This is a genomic window from Duganella sp. CY15W, assembly GCF_009857555.1.
GTDB lineage: Bacteria > Pseudomonadota > Gammaproteobacteria > Burkholderiales > Burkholderiaceae_D > Rugamonas > Rugamonas sacchari.
The window spans coordinates 692490-709678 of sequence record NZ_WWCQ01000002.1; the positions used below are offsets into that span (position 1 = coordinate 692490).

A 17189-nucleotide genomic window follows, 5' to 3' on the forward strand; every position below is an offset into this window, starting at 1 on the left:
GGATCAATAGACATCGCGGCGGTAGCGTCCCTGCTCCGCCAGCTGCGCCAGTTGTTCGCGGCCGATGATGGCGGCCAGTGCTTCATCTACACCACCAGCCATGCCTTGCAGGCTGCCGCAGACAAAAATCACGGCACCGTCGTTGAGCCAGGCATGCACGGCATCGGCGCGCTCGCGCAGGCGGTTCTGCACATAGCCGCCGCCCTCTGCGTCGCGCGAATACACCAGGTCCAGCTCCGGCAGGAAGCCGTTGCTGCGCCAGCCGTGGATTTCTTCCGCGCAGATGGCATCGTGTTCGCGTTGACGTTCGCCGAAGATCAGCCAGTTGCGCGTTGCACCTTCCAGCACACGGGCGCGCAGATGCGAACGCAGGCCGGCAATGCCGGAGCCATTGCCGATGTAGATGGCCGGCGCCGTTTGCGCAGCCGCGTCAAAAGAAGGATTGGCGATCAGGCGGACACGGACCGCGTCACCGATCGCCGCTTGCGCGGTCAGCCAGCCGGAAGCCAGGCCAACCTGGCGCACCACCAGCTGCATGCTGCCATCCTGCGGAATGGACGCCAGCGAGTAGCGGCGCGGCGTAGCGTCCTTGCCGTAATGACCCGGCCAGATATCGACCAGCGCACCGGGACGCCAGCCAGCGCCGATATCGCCGGTCAGCGTAATTTCGTACAGCGGGAAGCCGACGCTGCCGGGATTGAGCAGCTTGCGGCCGGCCAGATGCCAGGTGGCGTAATCACTGTCGTCGGCAGCGGCCGACAGTGTGACATCAGCGGTACCGCCCATCATTTCACGCAGCGCGCTGCCCCAGCGCGCCAGTGCGCCTGCATCGCCGTTATCGACTTCGATCATCGGATGCAGCGGCTGCGCGCCAAGCAAAGCCAGACGCTGGTCGAGCGTACGGCCAAAGCCGCAGAACTCAGCATAGTTGCGGTCGCCCAGCGCCAGCACGGCGTACTGCATATGCTTCAATTCTTCCTTCGCGCCTTGCAGCAGACGGCTGAAGCGGCGCGCACTGTCCGGCGGTTCGCCCTCGCCAAAGCTGCTGGCGACGAACAGCGCACGGCGGTATTGGCCCAGCTGCGGCGGCGTCAGTTGTTCCAGCGATTGCACATGCACCGCCACCCCGGCCTTTTGCAGCGCGGCGGCGCTTTGCAGCGCCAGACGTTCGGCCTGGCCGGTCTGGCTGGCATACGCCATCAGTACCGGGTCATCCTGTGTCGCGGCCGAGGCGGAGGCGGCAAACTGCGCGCGCTCGGCGCGGGCAATACGCTTCTGCTTGCGCCGGTTCAGATACAGCATCCAGCCGGTGATGCCAAAGCCCGGCAGCGCCAGCGCCGCAATGAACACAATGATTTGCCCCGTGATGCCAAAGTAGGTACCGAGGTGCAGCGGATAAATCACCGACTGGAAGCGCGCGCCGGCCGGCTTGTCGGCATACAGCTCGCTCTTCAGCAGCGCGCCGGTCTGCAGATTGAGCGACATGCTGCTGCGCGCACGCACGTGGGGCGCATCCTTGGCGACCCACAGAATCTGCATCGGCTGGCTGGCGCGCTCCGGCGGCCGCAGGAAAGCCATATGCCAGTTGGGCGCGTTCTTCTGGAACGTTTCCCAGCTCGGGTTCAGATCGGCCGCTTCGGCTTTCGGCGGCTTGGGCGCCTTGGGCTTGGCAGCAGCCGCCTCGCGCGGCGGACGCAATGTGCCCATCCAGCCATCCGCCATGTCGCGGATAGGGTCGAAAGCCCAGTACACGCCCGACACGGTGAACACCAGGAACACCACCATCACCCAGGTGCCTGCCACCGAGTGCAGCCCCCACAGGAAAGAGCGTCCCTTCATGCGTACATCAAACGTCAGCCAGGTGCGCCAGTCCCACACACGGCGCGGCCAGCGCAGATACAGGCCGCTCAGCGCAAGGCCCATCAGGCAAAACGCCAGCGTGCCGCTGACAACTTTTCCCGGATCACGCGGCAGCAGCAGGAAGCGGTGCAGCTGCTCCACCCATTCAAAGAAATCTTCACCAGCCAGTTCCGGCAGCAAGGCGGCGTTGTAGGGATTGAGGTAAATCGTTTCGCCCTTGCGCACGCCCGGCGCTGGCGCGAGGCCGATGCGCGCACTGGAACCCGGCGTGTCGTACAGGATGATGCTGGTCACGCGCTCGTGCGGCTTCAGGGCGCGGGCGGCGGTCATGAATTCCTGCGGTGTCAGCACCGGCGTGTTCTGCACCGCGACATTGCGCACGCCGGGATTCAGCGCGTCGAGGATCTGTTCACGAAAAGCGAGGACAGCGCCGCTCAGGCCTATCACCATCAATACCGTGCCGGCCGTTATGCCGACAAACCAATGCAGCTGAAACCAGAGCTTTTTCACAGGTCGACCTTCACACTGAGTTTAATCAGGCGCGGTGCGCCGGAAGCCAGCCGCGTGCCCGCGCCAGCCCAATACTGCTTGTCGGCCGCGTTATCGACGTTGGCCTGCAACACGGTGTGCTTGCCCATGATGGCGGTGGCGTAACGCACGCCTGCGCTGAACAGGGTCACGCCGCCCAGGAAGGCCTGGTTCAAATCGTTGACCGGACGGCGGCCGGTGTAATACGCGCCGCCGTTGAAGGACAAACCAGGCAGCGACGCCAGTTCATACGACAGGAAAGCGCTGCCGGTCTGCTTCGATGCGTTTTCCGGCAGTTTGCCGTTGTAGTCTGCATTGATATGGCGGAATTCAGGATCGATCCACTGCGCCGACGTCTGCCACGACAGCTGGCGCGTCAGCCTGCCCTGCGCCGACAGTTCAAGGCCGCGATAACGCTGTTCGCCATCCGCCGTGAACACATTGGCGGTGTTGGTGTAGTAGCCCGGACGGCTGATATCAAACACCGCCGCCTGCACCAGCGTGCCGCCCGGCACGCGCCAGCGCGCGCCCAGTTCCTTCTGGCGGCTGACTCCTGGCGCCATGCGCTCGCCGACGTTGCTGCTGCCGGTCGGCGCCGTCTCGCCCTCTTCCAGCCCTTGCGACGACGACAGGTAGAACGACAGGTCGCGATTCAGCTTGTAGATCAGCGCCGCCATCGGCGTGGTCTTGCTGACGTCATAGTGATTCGCACCCTGGTCGCTGCGGTACTGCACATTGCGCAGGCCCGCCACCGCCTGCCAGTCCGGCGAGAGCGTCAGGCGGTCGATCGCGTACACGCCCTCGTCGCGCGAGTCCAGCGCCGCGGTGGTAGGCGCCGTCGGATATGGGCTGATGGTGTAGCTGGTAATCGGCACCGGCTTGTACAGGTTCTGCGCGGCGATAGTGTAGTTGGCCTGATAGATCGGGTCCTGACCCTTGTCGGTGCGGGTAGCGCCAACCGTCACATCATGCTGCACCGCGCCGGTCATGACCGTCCCTGCCACTTCGGCGCGCAGCATGTCGGAATCGACCACGCTGTGCTGCAGATTGCCGGTGATGCGGCCAGCACCAGTCACCAGCGCGGCAGCATTGGTCAGGCGGAAGATGGCCAGGCCGCGGTCCCGCGCGGTTTCGGAGTGGCCGGCTTCGACGGTCAGCGCCCAGTTGTCGCTCAGGGCATAGTCGGCGCGCAGCAGCAGGTTCTTGGTCTCGGCTTCAAATGTGGCCCAGTCCGGACCGATCAGGCGTTTGGGATCGACCGCCGGTGGCAGCGCGATCGCGCCGCCCACCGCTGCAGGCAGGGCAATGCCGGCCTGCTCGGTGACGCGGCGCTTGTCGTATTCCAGGTCCGCTTTCAGCAGCAGGCGCGCGTTCACGCGCCAGTCCAGCGCCGCCGAGGCGAACTTGCGGTTGCCGTTGCCGACGTTGTCCAGGTAGGAACCCAGCGTGCCGCCAGCGGCGTTGATGCGTACGCCGACCTGCTGCGCTTCGCCAAAGCGGCGCGCCACATCGGCGGTCGCGACGGCGCTGCCGTTCTGATCCACCATCATCCCGACCGTGCTCACCGGCGTGGCGCCGGCGCGCTTGGTGACGAAGTTCACCACGCCGGCCGGCGAGGTAAAGCCGTAGTACAGGGCGGTGGCGCCTTTCAGCACTTCCACGCGCTCCTTGTCCTCCATCGGCACCTGCGAGAAGTTCATGATCGGCAGCGTGCCATTGAGGCGGTAGTTGGTGCGGTTTTCCACCGCGATGCCGCGGATGACCAGCTGATCCCACGTGTCGCCGCCGTTCTGCTGGCGGCTGACGCCAGCGGTATTGCGCAAGGCGTCGTACAAGCCGCCAGCGGCCTGCAATTCCAGCACCTCGCGCGTGACCACGTTGACGGTCGACGGCACATCCATGATGTCCGCGCCCCGGAAGCTGCCCGCCTCCACGGTTTTGGGCGCAAAACCATCGGCGCGCGCGGCCGTGACTTTGACCGCATGCAGCACCTGCTCATCCGCCTCCTGGGCAAATGCGGGGAATACGGCGGACAGGGCGAGGTACAGGGGCAGCAGACGCATGGGAAGGCGGGAAAGTAGGGAAATGAAGCTGCACATTCTATAAGTAATACGAATGATTATCAATTACGTTGTCGTACAACTTTGTAAAACTATGCAAAATCCATATAAGCAAACAGTAAATGATTCGTTCCAGATAGAAAGATGCACCGGTATAGTGCATATACCCCTCTACCTGTCTATACAACTTACTTAATTCATGAAATATCGTACCTCCCCCCTGCTCTTTGCGCTGGCCGCCGCCTTCCCCGGCTACGCCAGTGCCGAAGACGCCGCCGCCCCTGAGCTGGAGCGCGTCGTCATTACCGGTTCTAACATCCGCGTCACCCAGAAAGAAGGCCCGAGCGCGGTCCAGGTGATTACCGCCAAGGATCTCGAAGGCACCGGCAAGACCTCGGTCGCCGACGTGCTGCGCGCGATCTCGGCCAACAGCGGCAACAGCTACAACGAACAATATACGGGCAGCTTCTCGGCCGGTACCGCCGGCCTGTCGCTGCGCGGCCTGGGCCAGCAAAACACGCTGATCCTGGTGAACGGCAAGCGCGTGTCCAGCTTCGCCACCGCGCAAGACCTGCAACAGACCTTTGTCGACCTGAATAGCCTGCCGATGGAAGCGGTGCAGCGCATTGAGGTATTGAAGGATGGCGCATCGTCCGTGTACGGTTCGGACGCGGTGGCTGGCGTGGTCAACATCATCCTGTATCAGCAATTCACCGGCACCGAAATCAAGGCACAGGTGGGCAGCTCCACCGAAGGCACCGGCCAGACCGAAAAGAACGTGGCGCTGAAAACCGGCTTTGGCGACCTGGCCACCGATGGCTACAGCGTGGTGTTCTCGGCCGACGCCATGGAGCGCGACAAGCTGCAGCAAAGCGATGTGGCCTGGCTGGCTGGCAACGACTTCCGTGGCTACAAAAACGGCTCGCTGTCGTGGACCCCGACCAACTACTACGGCACCGATCCCACCAAGCTGCTGGGCGGCGTGCAAGGTCCGCTGCAGCTGGTGCCTTACGGCGACATCACCCCGGGCAAGACCGGCAATGTGCTGGCCTACAATCCGGCGCCGTACAAAACCCTGATCCCGGGCGTAAAGCGCGTACACACCTCGCTGGTGGGCACCCTGCGCCTCAATGAGGACACCGATCTCTACGCCGACCTGATGTACGGCTACTCGAGCGCGGAACAGACCTTTGGTCCGCCGCTGTCGGTCGGCACCGGCCTGCGCGCGTGGAATAACGCCACCCAGTCGCTGGATAACATCGCTGTCACGCTGCCGGTAGGCCACCCGAACAATCCAGGCAGCACCCCTGTCGGCATCAACGCCACGCTGTTCGACCTCGGCCCGCGCCTGAAGGTCGGCCGCGTAGATTTCTACCGCGCACTGACCGGCATCAAAGGCACGGCGGCCGGCTGGACCTACGACGCATCGATCGGCCGCTCCGGCAGCAAGCTCAAGGAAACGGTCGATAACTTCGTCAACCGCTACGTGTTCCAGGACGTGCTGGCCAAGGGCACGTATAACTTCGCCGACCAGTCGAAGAACAGCGAAGCCCTGCGCCAGAGCCTGCGTCTTGCCACGCTGCGCCCGGCCGAATCGACCTTGACCACGCTGGACTTCTCGGCCTCGAAAGATCTGTTCGCGCTGCCGGCCGGCGATGTCGGCTTCGCGTTTGGCGGCCAGTGGCGCCGTGAGGAAATGGACTCCAACACCTCGACCGCCGTGTTGAGCGGTACCGAACTGCGCCCGGCCATCAACATCATCAAGGGCAAGCGCGATGTCTCGGCAGCCTTTGCTGAATTCAACGTCCCGGTACGCAAGGACCTGAGTCTGAACGTGGCCGGCCGCGCCGACCACTACGACGACTTCGGCAGCGCCTTCTCGCCCAAGGCCAGCCTGCGCTACGAGCCGTACCAGTGGCTGCTGCTGCGTGGTACCGCCTCGCGCGGCTTCCGCGCCCCATCGCTGCCGGAGATTACCAACAGTACCGCCGTCAGCTACGGCAGCGTGCTCGATCCGCGCGATCCGGTCTCGCCGACCCAGGCGCGCGGCATCACCAACATCACGCGCGCCAATCCGGAACTGAAGCCTGAGCGCTCCAACAACCTGAACCTGGGGCTGGTGGTTGCGCCGACCAAGGACACCAGCGTCGGCATGGACTACTACCGCATCCGCCAGCAGGGCGTGATCGGCACCGAAAGCGCCGACACCATCATCGCCAACGAAGCAAGCGCACCGCAGAACATCGTGCGCGGCGCCGACGGCCGCATCCTGACGCTGTACCGCCAGTACGCCAACCAGGGCGAGCGCCGCGTATCCGGTGTCGACCTCGACCTGCGCCACCGCATCGTCGGCCAGCAATGGGGCAATGTGACGCTGAACGGCCAGTTGAGCCGCGTGCTCACGTTTGAAGCGCCGCTGTCCACCGGCGAGCCGCTGACCAATGGCGCCGGCACCAACTACTTCGGCTCGATTCCGAAATGGCGCGGCGTGACCTCCGCCACCTGGGACCTGGGCAAGTGGTCCAACACGCTGACCTGGACCTATGTGGACGGTTACGAGCAAACCACGCGCAAGGGCGACACCGTGGCGCCGTTTGCCACGCTGGACCTGAACCTGGCGTATCAGGTGACCAAACAGACTGCGGTTGGCCTGACGGTACTCAACCTCGGCAACAAGCGTCCGTCGTGGGATTCGTCGACCGCCTTCTTCGACTTTACCCAGGCTGATCCGCGCGGACGCTTTGCCTCGCTCAAGCTGACGCACAAGTTCTAAGCTGTCTCTGCTTGTCTCTTCTTTAGGCCCGCCTCTGTGCGGGCTTTTTTTATGCGCGCAGACAGAACGGATAACGCTGTCGATCTGGTGTGAGCAGAGATGGCTTATCCAAGGATCGCATAGGCGATCAGCAGCAACAGCACCCAGACGCCATTGCTCAGCACTTCCCGCACGGACGTCACCATTTGCGCAGCGGGAAGATGGCGCCGCGCCAGGTTGAGGCGATGGGCCGAACCGCACGCGCCTGCGACGGTAATCGCTGTCAGTATGCCCAGCGTCGGATTGGCGATACCCAGCCACAGCGGTGTAGGCACGCCCAGCAACAGGGCCGGGATCAGCGCCGCCCGGCGCTTGGCGGTGCTGATCGTGGCGGGCGCCAGCGGCGACGATGACAGCAAGTCCCACGCCGCTTCGCCCGCTTCAATCAGGCGCGTCAGAATGCCGGCCAGTCCCGCAGTGGCATAGACGGCGATGGCCGCAATCACCAGCGGTCGCAAGCTGTCGGTGCCGGCAGCGGCAAAGGCCACCACCAGCCAGACGAACCTGGCGGCGATCTGGCCCAGGAACATGGGCTGACGCACAAGCAGCAGCCATTCCTTGTAGATCAGCAGCCACCGCAGGTCGTGACCGAAGTGTAAGCGCATCCCCAACGCGAGACGCGCTATGCCGCGCGGCGAATTGCGCCCCTGCTGCAACAGGCGCAGGAAGCTGTGCTGCAGCAGCGCAGCGGCCAGTTGTGCAGAGCCCAACGCCGCCAGACAAAACAGCAGCAGCGGAAGCGGACTGCCCTGCAGCGCCTGTACCGGCAGCCAGAGCGGGCTGGCCGGTCCCAGCACGGCGCCATCGTCCAGCAGGTGGGACAAGCTAGTCTTGATGGCAACCGGGATGGCTTGCTGTACCTGCGGCATATAGCACAGCCACACGATGACAACGGTGCCTAGCATTTGCGCAAACAGCGAGGTATAGCGTGACCCGATCAGCCGCGCGAGCTGGATCACGAACGTCATCCCCAGGCTTGCTGCAATCATGGCCATGGCCACCAGCCCCGGATACAACGCCAATAACCGTGGCCGGTCAGTGAGTATGCCTACATGGATGACAGGGGTGACCAGGAACAGCGCCAACAGCAACGTTCCCAGCACCACACCGCCCAGGCGCGCACGCAGGATGGTACTGCCCGGCACGGGAGAACACAGCAGCAGATCGAGGTCGCTGCGGCTGTACATCACATGGACGCAGCGTATCATCGCGGCCGACAGCATCAGGATGAACAGCACGGCAACGACTGCGCCGTCGAGATGGCGTTGGCTGATACTTTCCGTTGGCCGCCAGAAGGGCAAGGTGGGCAGGACGTTCCACGCGGCCAGGTGCAGCACCACATAGACCGCGACCATCCACCCCAGTACCGCCGCAGGCATGGCGCGCTGGTTGGGCGCGCGTTGCAGGGCGCGGCTAACGGCCGCCGCCGAGTCGGCGGCGAACAGACGCAGTTCGTGGCGCATCAGCCAGGGAGCGCCGCCAGGACGTAGCGACAGTAACTCAGCCAGCGGTTTCATGGTCACGCTCCGTCAGACGCAGGAAGACATCTTCCAGTGAGGCATCGCGCTGCTGCGCCCGCGCCCGCAATTGCTCCAGACTGCCCTGGCCGATCAGCCGTCCCTGTTGCAGGATGCCGATGCGATCAGCCATGCGCTCCGCGACGTCGAGAATGTGGGTGGTCATGAGCACGGTACCGCCCACGGCAGTATGGCGTTGCAACAGATCTTTGACCTGCCGCGCCGCATGGGCGTCGAGTCCCGTGAGCGGTTCGTCCAGCACAATCAGCGAAGGCTGATGGATCAAGGCGCCGGCCAGCGCCAGTTTCTGCTTCATACCGCGCGAATAGGTTTCGGTCAGCTGCTGCGCGTGGGCAGCAAGACCCAGCAATGCCAGGAGTTCCGCCGCGCTGGCGGCGGCCTGGTCGGAAGGCACGCTCCAGAGGCCCGCCATGAAAACCAGATACTCCAGCGCCGTGAGTTTGCCGTACAGCAGCGGCTCATCGGGCAAATAGGCCAGCGCCTGTTTCGCGGCCTGCGGCCGGGCGTGCAAATCGATGCCGAAGATGCGTACGCTGCCAGCGTCAGGCAACAGCAGGCCGGTCGCCATGCGCAACGTGGTGGTCTTGCCAGCGCCGTTTGGGCCCAGCAGCGCGTAGATTTCTCCGCGCTGCACAGTGAGGTCCAGCCCATTCACTGCGGGCTGTTCAAATTTTTTGCTGAGTCCACAGAGTTCAAGAGCGTGATTGTTAGGGACAGACATGTTTTCTCAAAAAAGGAAATGGTTATTCGATGCTTTTATTTAGATTACCTAATGGACCATTTTCCAAAGTCAAATATATAAATCTCACCCCAGTATTCATTAAATAATATTTTTATCACTATTTCCTGAATATTAATTACGTCACTACCCTATAACAAGTTACTTTTTTTCATAAGAATATGATTTTTGTTAGCCCCGATTAAGATGCGCTCACAGACCATCATTTGGATTAAAATATTAGCAATATTGAACAGATTGAATTGATAGCCACTGCCGATTTATGCTTCAGCCCCTAGCGAGCCTTTGGCGTCATCCGGCGCTATCTGCGATCGGAAACGACGGAGCCCTCCTATGCGGAGCGGCGATCAACTAGTGGCTTGGATAAATACTCGGTACAGCTATCAGGCTGGCTCAAGGCCGAGACCACAAAACCTTGTAAGCAACGGCGCAATTTGAAACAGCTCCATCTGGATCTCAAAGAGCTCGGCTATGAAGGATCATATGATCGCGTGGCGGCATTCACCAGGCAGTGGAAGGCGGGTCAGTTGGAGTGGGTCAATTCTGCGAGCAACCGAACACACGCCATATCCTGCGCGATCTCCGTCACCGTCTTCACTACGCGCACCGCCTCCAGACCAACCTTGGCCTTGAACTCCGCCGTGTGCACCCTGCGTTTTTTTCTTCACTCATGCGCTATCATCCTCTCACGGACGACAGCTTAAACTACCGTCTCAGATTCGGGGTCCACTACAGCCTCAGGCAATTCATGGAAATTTGCCGCAATGTTTTAAAATATTTGTGGTAAATAATTTTATTTTTCCTTCCGAAAGGAAATCATGGTGACATGTGTTACATGCGGGACGAACGTAGCCGGTGATGCATTTGGACGCCCAGTTGCCCATCTTTGTGTTCCGATTCCTCCGCAACCACCAGTTTTTGTAGTGGCTCCGGTGCTGGCGGTAAATCCTGAATTGCAGAGGCTGCGCTCAAGATACCAAGTACAAGCTTTACCCAACCTCTACTGTGGAGCGCCGCAGTTCAGGGCTACAGTCGATGCTATTTTGACTAGCGATTTTTCGACGGATCTGGAGTGCATCCATTTACTCCTTAGAAATATCGTGCGTGTCACTGAGTTGCTGAAGTATCTGACCGGCGCACCGGCTGCGCGGATATCACACTTGGTTCGCCTCAATGCGAGGCTTTCCGGAAACCAAAAGGTATGGTTCCTGTCAGTCAAACGGCCAGTGATTGCATTAGATGATGAATTCGTTGACACCATCTGCAATTTGCCTGACCTTGACAAGAACGCGCTTTTCAATTTCTTGAACGCCAAACCCGAGGCTCACACAGCAATCGCCCATCTGCGAGATACCGTTTTCTCCAATGGGGCCGAGTATCGGGCTATGCATCTGACCAATGTCTTGAAACTCGTAGGCTTGGTAGGTACGCTGCGCAGGGATGGTGTGTCGAAAGACCTCATGAAGATCTGGACCAAAGCCCATACGGAATGCGTTCCCCTCTCAGGCGTTTATCCGGCTGCCCAGATGGATGGCCCCAACCTCAAGGACCACTACGAGAAGCATTGTTGCAACCAGCACGGAAACAACCGTCCTGCCGAGGCCGCTTGGTGGGCCGCGCACCTGCGCTACAGCATCTCCCGGGCGGACCTTTTAGGCTGCGGGATTGCGGACACGGCCATGATGCGTAGCGAAATTTTCCCCCACGGCGATGTGGTCAATGGAGCGTCTCGTTTCGAGAAGCTCTTTGCGACTGGGAGTCCCTACTGCAATGCCGCACTTGTCGATTTATTGTGGCAACGACATGGCGTAACCTACAAGAATCAGATCGAGCAACAATTCCAAACAGCTAATAAAGCATTCATCATGTTTCATGGCGGAAAAGTTCAGCTCGCCGCAAGAAAAGGTTTGCAGTTCCTCATTGCAACCTATAATCCCGATCCGCCCCACGGACATCGGCTGGTGCTGATGTCCTCTTATTTTCCGGACAATCTGGATACTCACTGGCAAACACTTCGCAATGACCTGATTTGGGAGTTAAGGACATGAAGCAAGGCCTCGATACGGCAGGAGATCGGAGTGATCGCCGTGATATGGCTAGGAATAATTCGACGCTGGCACCTTCGTGACCAGATCCCCATACGAGACATAGCCAGACGGCTCGACATCTCACGTAACACCGTCCGACGCTATCTGCGATCGGAAACGACGGAGCCCTCCTAGGCGGAGCGGCGATCAACTAGTGGCGTGGATAAATAATCGGTACAGCTATCAGGCTGGCTCAAGGCCGAGACCACAAAGCCTCGTAAGCAACGGCGCAATTTGAGACAGCTCCATCTGGATCTCAAAGAGCTAGGCTATGAAGGATCATATGAAACAGCCCGGCGATGTGTTTGCAACTATTTTGCTTCATTTGCGACTTTATTTACCTGTTTGCGACCTTTTGTACGGATCATCAAGGGTCGAGCGCCCAGCCACATCAAAATTACATAAAAAATAGCTTGCTATTAGATCGCACGCTATGTATAGTGGGTACATGGGCGCTGCGAACGGCGTCAGTTGTAGTAGATTAGCAAGCTGTTATACCTGAAGGTAGATAGCAAGCGATTAAATTGGCAACTAACTTAATGCGTTTCACTCACTGAAAGGAACTATCATGTCGATCGAAAAAGTACTGTACACCGCACACGCTAAAACCACCGGCGGCCGCGAAGGCCAATCCGCTTCGACGGACGGCAAACTGAGCGTCAAGCTGAGCACCCCGAAAGAACTGGGCGGCGCCGGCGGCGATGGCACCAATCCGGAACAGCTGTTTGCCTCGGGCTACGCAGCCTGCTTCATCGGCGCCATGAAATTCGTTGGCGGCCGCGACAAGATCGCCGTACCAGCGGACCTGTCGGTGGAAACCTCGGTCGGCATCGGCCCTATCCCGACCGGCTTCGGCATCCAGGTTGAGCACAAAATCTCGCTGCCAGGCCTGGACCGCGAAACCGCACAAAAACTGGTCGACGCAGCGCACATCGTCTGCCCATACTCGAACGCCACCCGTGGCAACATCGACGTTACCCTGACCATCGTCTAAGCAGGTACCCGAGTCAGCCTTTTCACATACAATCATTGCTTTGATCCCTGACGAGAGAAGCAATGATTGAGTGGCATTGGCTGGCTTTTGACGATATCCCCCGCAGCGACTGGTACGAAGTGCTGTACCAGCGCCAGCAAGTTTTCATCCTCGAACAAACCTGTCTGTATCCCGACATCGACGGCGTTGATCCGCTCTGCCATCACCTGATGGGCTGGCGCGAGATCGACGGCAAGCGCACGCTGCTGGCCTACCTGCGCTGCGTGCCCCCTGGCGTGAAGTACACCGAGATGTCGCTGGGCCGCGTGCTGACCACGCAGGCCGGCCGTGGCACCGGCGTGGGCCGCGAGCTGCTGGCCAAGGCCATCCCGCTGGCTGAGAAACTGCATCCGGGCCATGCCTTCCGCATCGGCGCGCAAGCGCACCTGGAAAAATTCTACGGTAGCTATGGCTTCAAGACCGTGACAGCGCCGTATGACGAAGACGGCATCATGCACGTTGATATGGTGCGTTAAAAAGTCAGGATGAAGCGCGCACCGGTGCCGACCGTGCGCGCATAACGCACGGTGCCGCCGTTGCCGTGCACCAGATGGCGTACCATCGCCAGGCCGATGCCCCGGCCCTGTTTCTTCGTCGAGAAGAATGGGGTGAAGATGTGCGCCGCCAGCGCTTCCGGCACGCCTGGGCCATTGTCCGCCACTTCGATACGCAGTCTTCCACCACGGCTCAAACGGGCGCTGACCTGGGCCTGTGCATTCACGCCCGCTGCTTCCGCGGCATTCTTGAGCAGATTAATCAGGGCCTGTTCCAGCTGGCCGGGATCTATCATCACCTCCAGCGACGCCGGCTCCACCGAGAAAGCCAGCCTGCCGCCCTGCGCCTGCCATTGCGGCTGCAGCAGCGCTTCCAGACGTTCAAACAACGCCCGTAGCGGAATACGTTGCGGCTGCGCCTGCGGCACCGTGGACAGGCTGCGGTAACTGCCAACGAAATCCACCAGGCTGGCGGCACGCCGCGCGATGGCGTCCAGCGCGGTGTCCAGATCGGCATGGATGTCAGCGGCGAGGCTGTCCCGCACTTCATCGAGCAGGCCGCAGGCTGTGCGCGACAGCGATGCCACCGGCGTCAGCGAATTCATGATTTCATGCGTCAGCACCTGTACCAGTTCGCGCCAGGCGTTCAGGGCTTCGGCTTCCAGCTGGCTTTCCACCGGCATCAAGGCAGCGAGGCGATGGGCGCCGCCCTGCAAGGTCAGCGCGGCGACGGCGACCAGTGCGCGTTCGGCGCCACGTTCGGTGTCGAAGCTGACCAGCTGGCGATGGCCCGCCGGCTGCGCCGCCAGTAGCTGCTGCAGCGCTTGCGGCGTGCTCGCGCGGCCAGGCGCCAGTACGCGGCGCGCGCTGGCGTTGAGCGGCGCGACCGCACCAGCGCCGCTGGCGTTCTCAATCCGGAATAAGGCGATGGGCGCGTGTTCCAGCCGCGCTTCCAGTGCCAGGACGGTGTCGGCCAGCCCGCGCGGCGTTTCAACCCCGGCCGCGGCGTCGTTTTCCATGCGCGGCATGCGTGGCGCAAGGCGGCGCAGGCATTGCCATACCAGGCTGACGGGAACGATGGCCAGCAGGCCACACAGCACGATGCGGCGCGGTTCCGGCGCGGCGGACAGCAGGTCCGCCGTGGCAGTCAACGCCATCAAGCCGGCCGCACCGGCCGCCACGCCCCACTTGAGCGCCGCTTCAGATGCCATGCTTGCCCAGCTTGCGGTACAGGGCCGCACGGCTGATCCCCAGCGTCTTGGCCGCGTGGCTGATATTGCCGTTGAACTGGGCCAGCGTGGCGGCAATCGCCGTCCGCTCGATGGCGTCCAGCGTCATGTCGCCGCCTGCCGTGGCAGCCGTAACCATCACCACTGGCTCCGCAGCGGACGCAGACACCGGCACGGCGGCGGCGAGACCAAAATCTGCCACGCTGTATTCGCCGTGCTGCCCGAGAATCACGGCACGTTCGCAGGCGTGCCGCAAGGCCCGCACATTGCCCGGCCAATCGTGCCGCACCAGCATATCCATCGCTGCTGCGGAGATGCTGCGCGCCGGCCGGTCATACTGCTGCTGGTACAAGGTCAGATAGTGCCGCAACAACAGCGGCACGTCCTCACGCCGCTCGCGCAACGGCGGCACGCGCAGCACAATCGTATTCAGACGGAACAGCAAGTCCGCGCGGAATGCCGATGGATCAAACAGGCGCGCCTCGTCCAGATTGGTGGCGCTGATGATGCGCACATCGATGGCCTCCGGCTTGTCGGCGCCAATTGGCGTCACTTCACGCCGCTCCAGCGCTGTCAGCAACTTGGCCTGCGCCGCCAATGGCATATTGCCTATCTCGTCCAGGAACAGCGATCCGCCACGCGCCGCCTGAAAGCGCCCCGCCCTGTCGGCCTTCGCATCCGTGAACGATCCTTTGCGATGGCCGAACAATTCACTTTCAAAGGTGGACTCGGGCAGCGCCCCCATATCCACCGCCAGCAGCGTGCCGACGGCACGGCGCGACGCGGCATGAATGGCGCGCGCCACCAGTTCCTTGCCGACGCCATTCTCACCCAGCACCATCACATTGGCTTCGGTTGGCGCCACGCTGGCAATCAAGGCCTTCAACTCGCGCATGGCACGCGACTCGCCCATGAGCTCCGGTGCTCCGACCGCACCGCCACGCACGGCATCGCGGCGTGCCAGCGCCTGGTCCACTGCCGCGATCAGACGGGTGTTATCCCAGGGCTTGGTGATGAAATCGCCGGCGCCACGCTTGAGCGCTTCCACCGCCAGCGGCACATCAGCATACGCAGTCATGGCAATCACCGCAGGCGGGCGGGCCTGGGAGCGCAACAGGTCCAGCAGGGCCAGGCCTTCCGCACCGTTGATGCGGCCCGGCGTGAAGTTCAGATCCAGCAGCACCACATCCGGCACGCCGCGTGCCAGCAGCGCCGGCAATCCAGCCGGATCGCACAGCGTCGCTACCTGCGTGTAGCGGCGGCGCAGCAGCAATTGCGCGGCAGTCGCCACATCGGCATCATCATCAAGAATCAGGACATAAGAGGACATGCGGCCATTCTAGCAGCCGTGAGAACGCTGTAAACCGCCGCTTTGGACGTCTGTTCACTTGCGAACAGCACGCACTGTCCGGAAATGAACACCTGCTGGCCGGCATGGCCATAAACCCGCGTTTTCCAGGGTGGCACGGCGTTTGCAGTAAGCCCTGCATGCACATTAAAAAAAAATTCATCGACTTGCCGCCGCACAGTGGTTCGACCATGGATACCGTGGTGCCACGCCGTCGCGGCAGGCGTGCCGCCATCGTGACTGCGGTGATCGCGGCACTACTGTGCGCCGCTGCCGCGCTGTGGTACTGGACGCCGCACGGCCTGCAAATCGACGGCGCCGATCTGCGCATCGGCCAGGCCGCGCGTGGTGTGTTCCTCGATGAAGTGATCGTGCGCGCCAATGCCGAACCGCTCAACTCCGTGATACTGGACGCGGTGGAATCCGGCCGCGTGGAAGAAGTCCTGGCCACCGATGGCGCGCTGGTGAAACAAGGCCAGCTGCTGTTCCGCATCTCCAACCCGCAGCGCAACCTGGAACTGCTGGCGCGCCAGTCGGAACATGCGGTCAGCATCTTCAACCTGTCCAATCTGCGTGTATCGCAGCAGGCCAGCGCCAGCGAGCACCAGCGGCGCCTGGATGACCTGCAGTTTGCGCTCGACCAGGCCAGCAAGCAGCATGCGCGCAATGCACGGCTGGCGGCGCAGGGTTTTATCTCCAGTGTGGCACTGGAGGAGTCGGCAGACCGTCTCGCGCAGCAGCAGCGCGCGCTCCGCCAGGAGCAGCAATCGTCTGTTGCCGAATCCAGCGTACGCGACGCCGCCGAACAACAACTGGAAAGCGCCATACAGGGCCTGAGCTCCGGCCTCAAACTGGTTTCCGCTACCGTCGATGCACTGGCAGTGCGTGCGCCGGTGGCAGGTCGCCTGACCAATTTCCGGCTGCAGGTGGGCGAGTCCATCGCCACCGGTAAAAACATCGGCCGTATCGACGATCCCGAACGCTTCAAGCTGTCCGCCAATGTGGACGAGTATTACCTGAACCGCATGGCCGTCGGCCGCCACGCCAGCGTGCAGCAGGATGGCCACAGTTACGCCGCCGATATCCGCACCATCTACCCGCAGATCAAGGACGGCCGCTTCACCGTTGAACTGGTGTTCACGCGCGGCCAGCCGCCCATACTCAATCCCGGCCAGAGCCTGGACGCGCGCATCACGCTGGGCGAACCTGCGCCGGCGCTGCTGCTGCCGAATGGGGCTTTCATCAGCGACAGCGGCGGCGCCTGGGTGTATGTGCTGGATGCAGCGGGCCGTCACGCCGAACGCCGCGCCATTCGCACCGGCCGCCGCAACAACCGCCAGGTCGAAATACTGGCGGGCCTGAACGCTGGCGACAAGGTCATCCTGTCCAGCTATGCGGCCTACGGAAATTCACCACGGTTGCACATTACGCAGTAACCTCTCACTACATCACCATAGGGCA

12 protein-coding genes are annotated in these 17189 nt (G+C 61.9%); 6 read left to right on the top strand and 6 right to left on the bottom strand.

Annotated features, from left to right (window positions below; all coding sequences use genetic code 11):
* Positions 1–3: 3 nt before the first annotated feature.
* Positions 4–2310 carry a sulfite reductase flavoprotein subunit alpha gene (locus GTP58_RS12605; protein ID WP_202413715.1) on the bottom strand — a complete coding sequence of 769 codons (2307 nt, stop codon included), beginning with the start codon at positions 2308–2310 and terminating at the stop codon, positions 4–6.
* Between the two features lie 56 nt (positions 2311–2366).
* Positions 2367–4451: a TonB-dependent siderophore receptor gene (locus GTP58_RS12610; protein WP_161077760.1), complete on the bottom strand. Its 2085-nt coding sequence runs from the start codon at positions 4449–4451 to the stop codon at positions 2367–2369.
* Positions 4452–4647: 196 nt separating this feature from the next.
* On the opposite strand from GTP58_RS12610, the gene GTP58_RS12615 reads away from it, so the two are divergent.
* Entirely contained in the window at positions 4648–7221 is a 2574-nt protein-coding gene (locus tag GTP58_RS12615; RefSeq protein WP_161077761.1) for a TonB-dependent receptor, read from the top strand.
* 104 nt (positions 7222–7325) lie between these two features.
* Here GTP58_RS12615 and GTP58_RS12620 read toward each other — a convergent pair whose 3' ends face one another.
* Positions 7326–8777, bottom strand: coding sequence for a hypothetical protein (locus GTP58_RS12620; RefSeq protein WP_161077762.1), 1452 nt, complete (start codon positions 8775–8777; stop codon positions 7326–7328).
* Positions 8761–9519: an ABC transporter ATP-binding protein gene (locus tag GTP58_RS12625; protein WP_161077763.1), complete on the bottom strand. Its 759-nt coding sequence runs from the start codon at positions 9517–9519 to the stop codon at positions 8761–8763. The genes GTP58_RS12620 and GTP58_RS12625 overlap by 17 nt, the downstream gene beginning before the upstream one ends.
* Before the next feature lie 941 nt (positions 9520–10460).
* On the opposite strand from GTP58_RS12625, the gene GTP58_RS12630 reads away from it, so the two are divergent.
* The 4 genes from GTP58_RS12630 to GTP58_RS12645 all read left to right on the top strand — a co-directional run bounded on the left by GTP58_RS12630 (position 10461) and on the right by GTP58_RS12645 (position 13133).
* The gene (locus GTP58_RS12630; RefSeq protein ID WP_161077764.1) at positions 10461–11585 is read left to right on the top strand and encodes a hypothetical protein; all 1125 of its coding nucleotides are present in this window, start codon (positions 10461–10463) and stop codon (positions 11583–11585) included.
* A 39-nt stretch (positions 11586–11624) separates the two neighbouring features.
* Positions 11625–11759: a helix-turn-helix domain-containing protein gene (locus GTP58_RS31375; RefSeq protein WP_373924745.1), complete on the top strand. Its 135-nt coding sequence runs from the start codon at positions 11625–11627 to the stop codon at positions 11757–11759.
* Between the two features lie 433 nt (positions 11760–12192).
* The gene (locus GTP58_RS12640; protein WP_072782760.1) at positions 12193–12618 is read left to right on the top strand and encodes an organic hydroperoxide resistance protein; all 426 of its coding nucleotides are present in this window, start codon (positions 12193–12195) and stop codon (positions 12616–12618) included.
* Positions 12619–12680: 62 nt separating this feature from the next.
* Positions 12681–13133: a GNAT family N-acetyltransferase gene (locus tag GTP58_RS12645; RefSeq protein WP_072782763.1), complete on the top strand. Its 453-nt coding sequence runs from the start codon at positions 12681–12683 to the stop codon at positions 13131–13133.
* Here the strand turns inward: GTP58_RS12645 and GTP58_RS12650 are convergent.
* Together GTP58_RS12650 and GTP58_RS12655 are read right to left on the bottom strand one after the other, a co-directional pair.
* Positions 13130–14362 carry a PAS domain-containing sensor histidine kinase gene (locus tag GTP58_RS12650; protein ID WP_161077766.1) on the bottom strand — a complete coding sequence of 411 codons (1233 nt, stop codon included), beginning with the start codon at positions 14360–14362 and terminating at the stop codon, positions 13130–13132. The two genes, GTP58_RS12645 and GTP58_RS12650, sit on opposite strands and share 4 nt — an antisense overlap.
* Positions 14352–15710, bottom strand: coding sequence for a sigma-54 dependent transcriptional regulator (locus GTP58_RS12655; protein WP_161077767.1), 1359 nt, complete (start codon positions 15708–15710; stop codon positions 14352–14354). Before GTP58_RS12655 ends, GTP58_RS12650 begins: the two co-directional genes overlap by 11 nt.
* A gap of 158 nt (positions 15711–15868) precedes the next feature.
* Here GTP58_RS12655 and GTP58_RS12660 point away from each other — a divergent pair, with 158 nt between their 5' ends.
* A complete protein-coding gene (locus GTP58_RS12660; protein ID WP_229215553.1) occupies positions 15869–17164 on the top strand; it encodes an efflux RND transporter periplasmic adaptor subunit in 1296 nt (431 codons plus the stop codon).
* Positions 17165–17189: the final 25 nt, after the last annotated feature.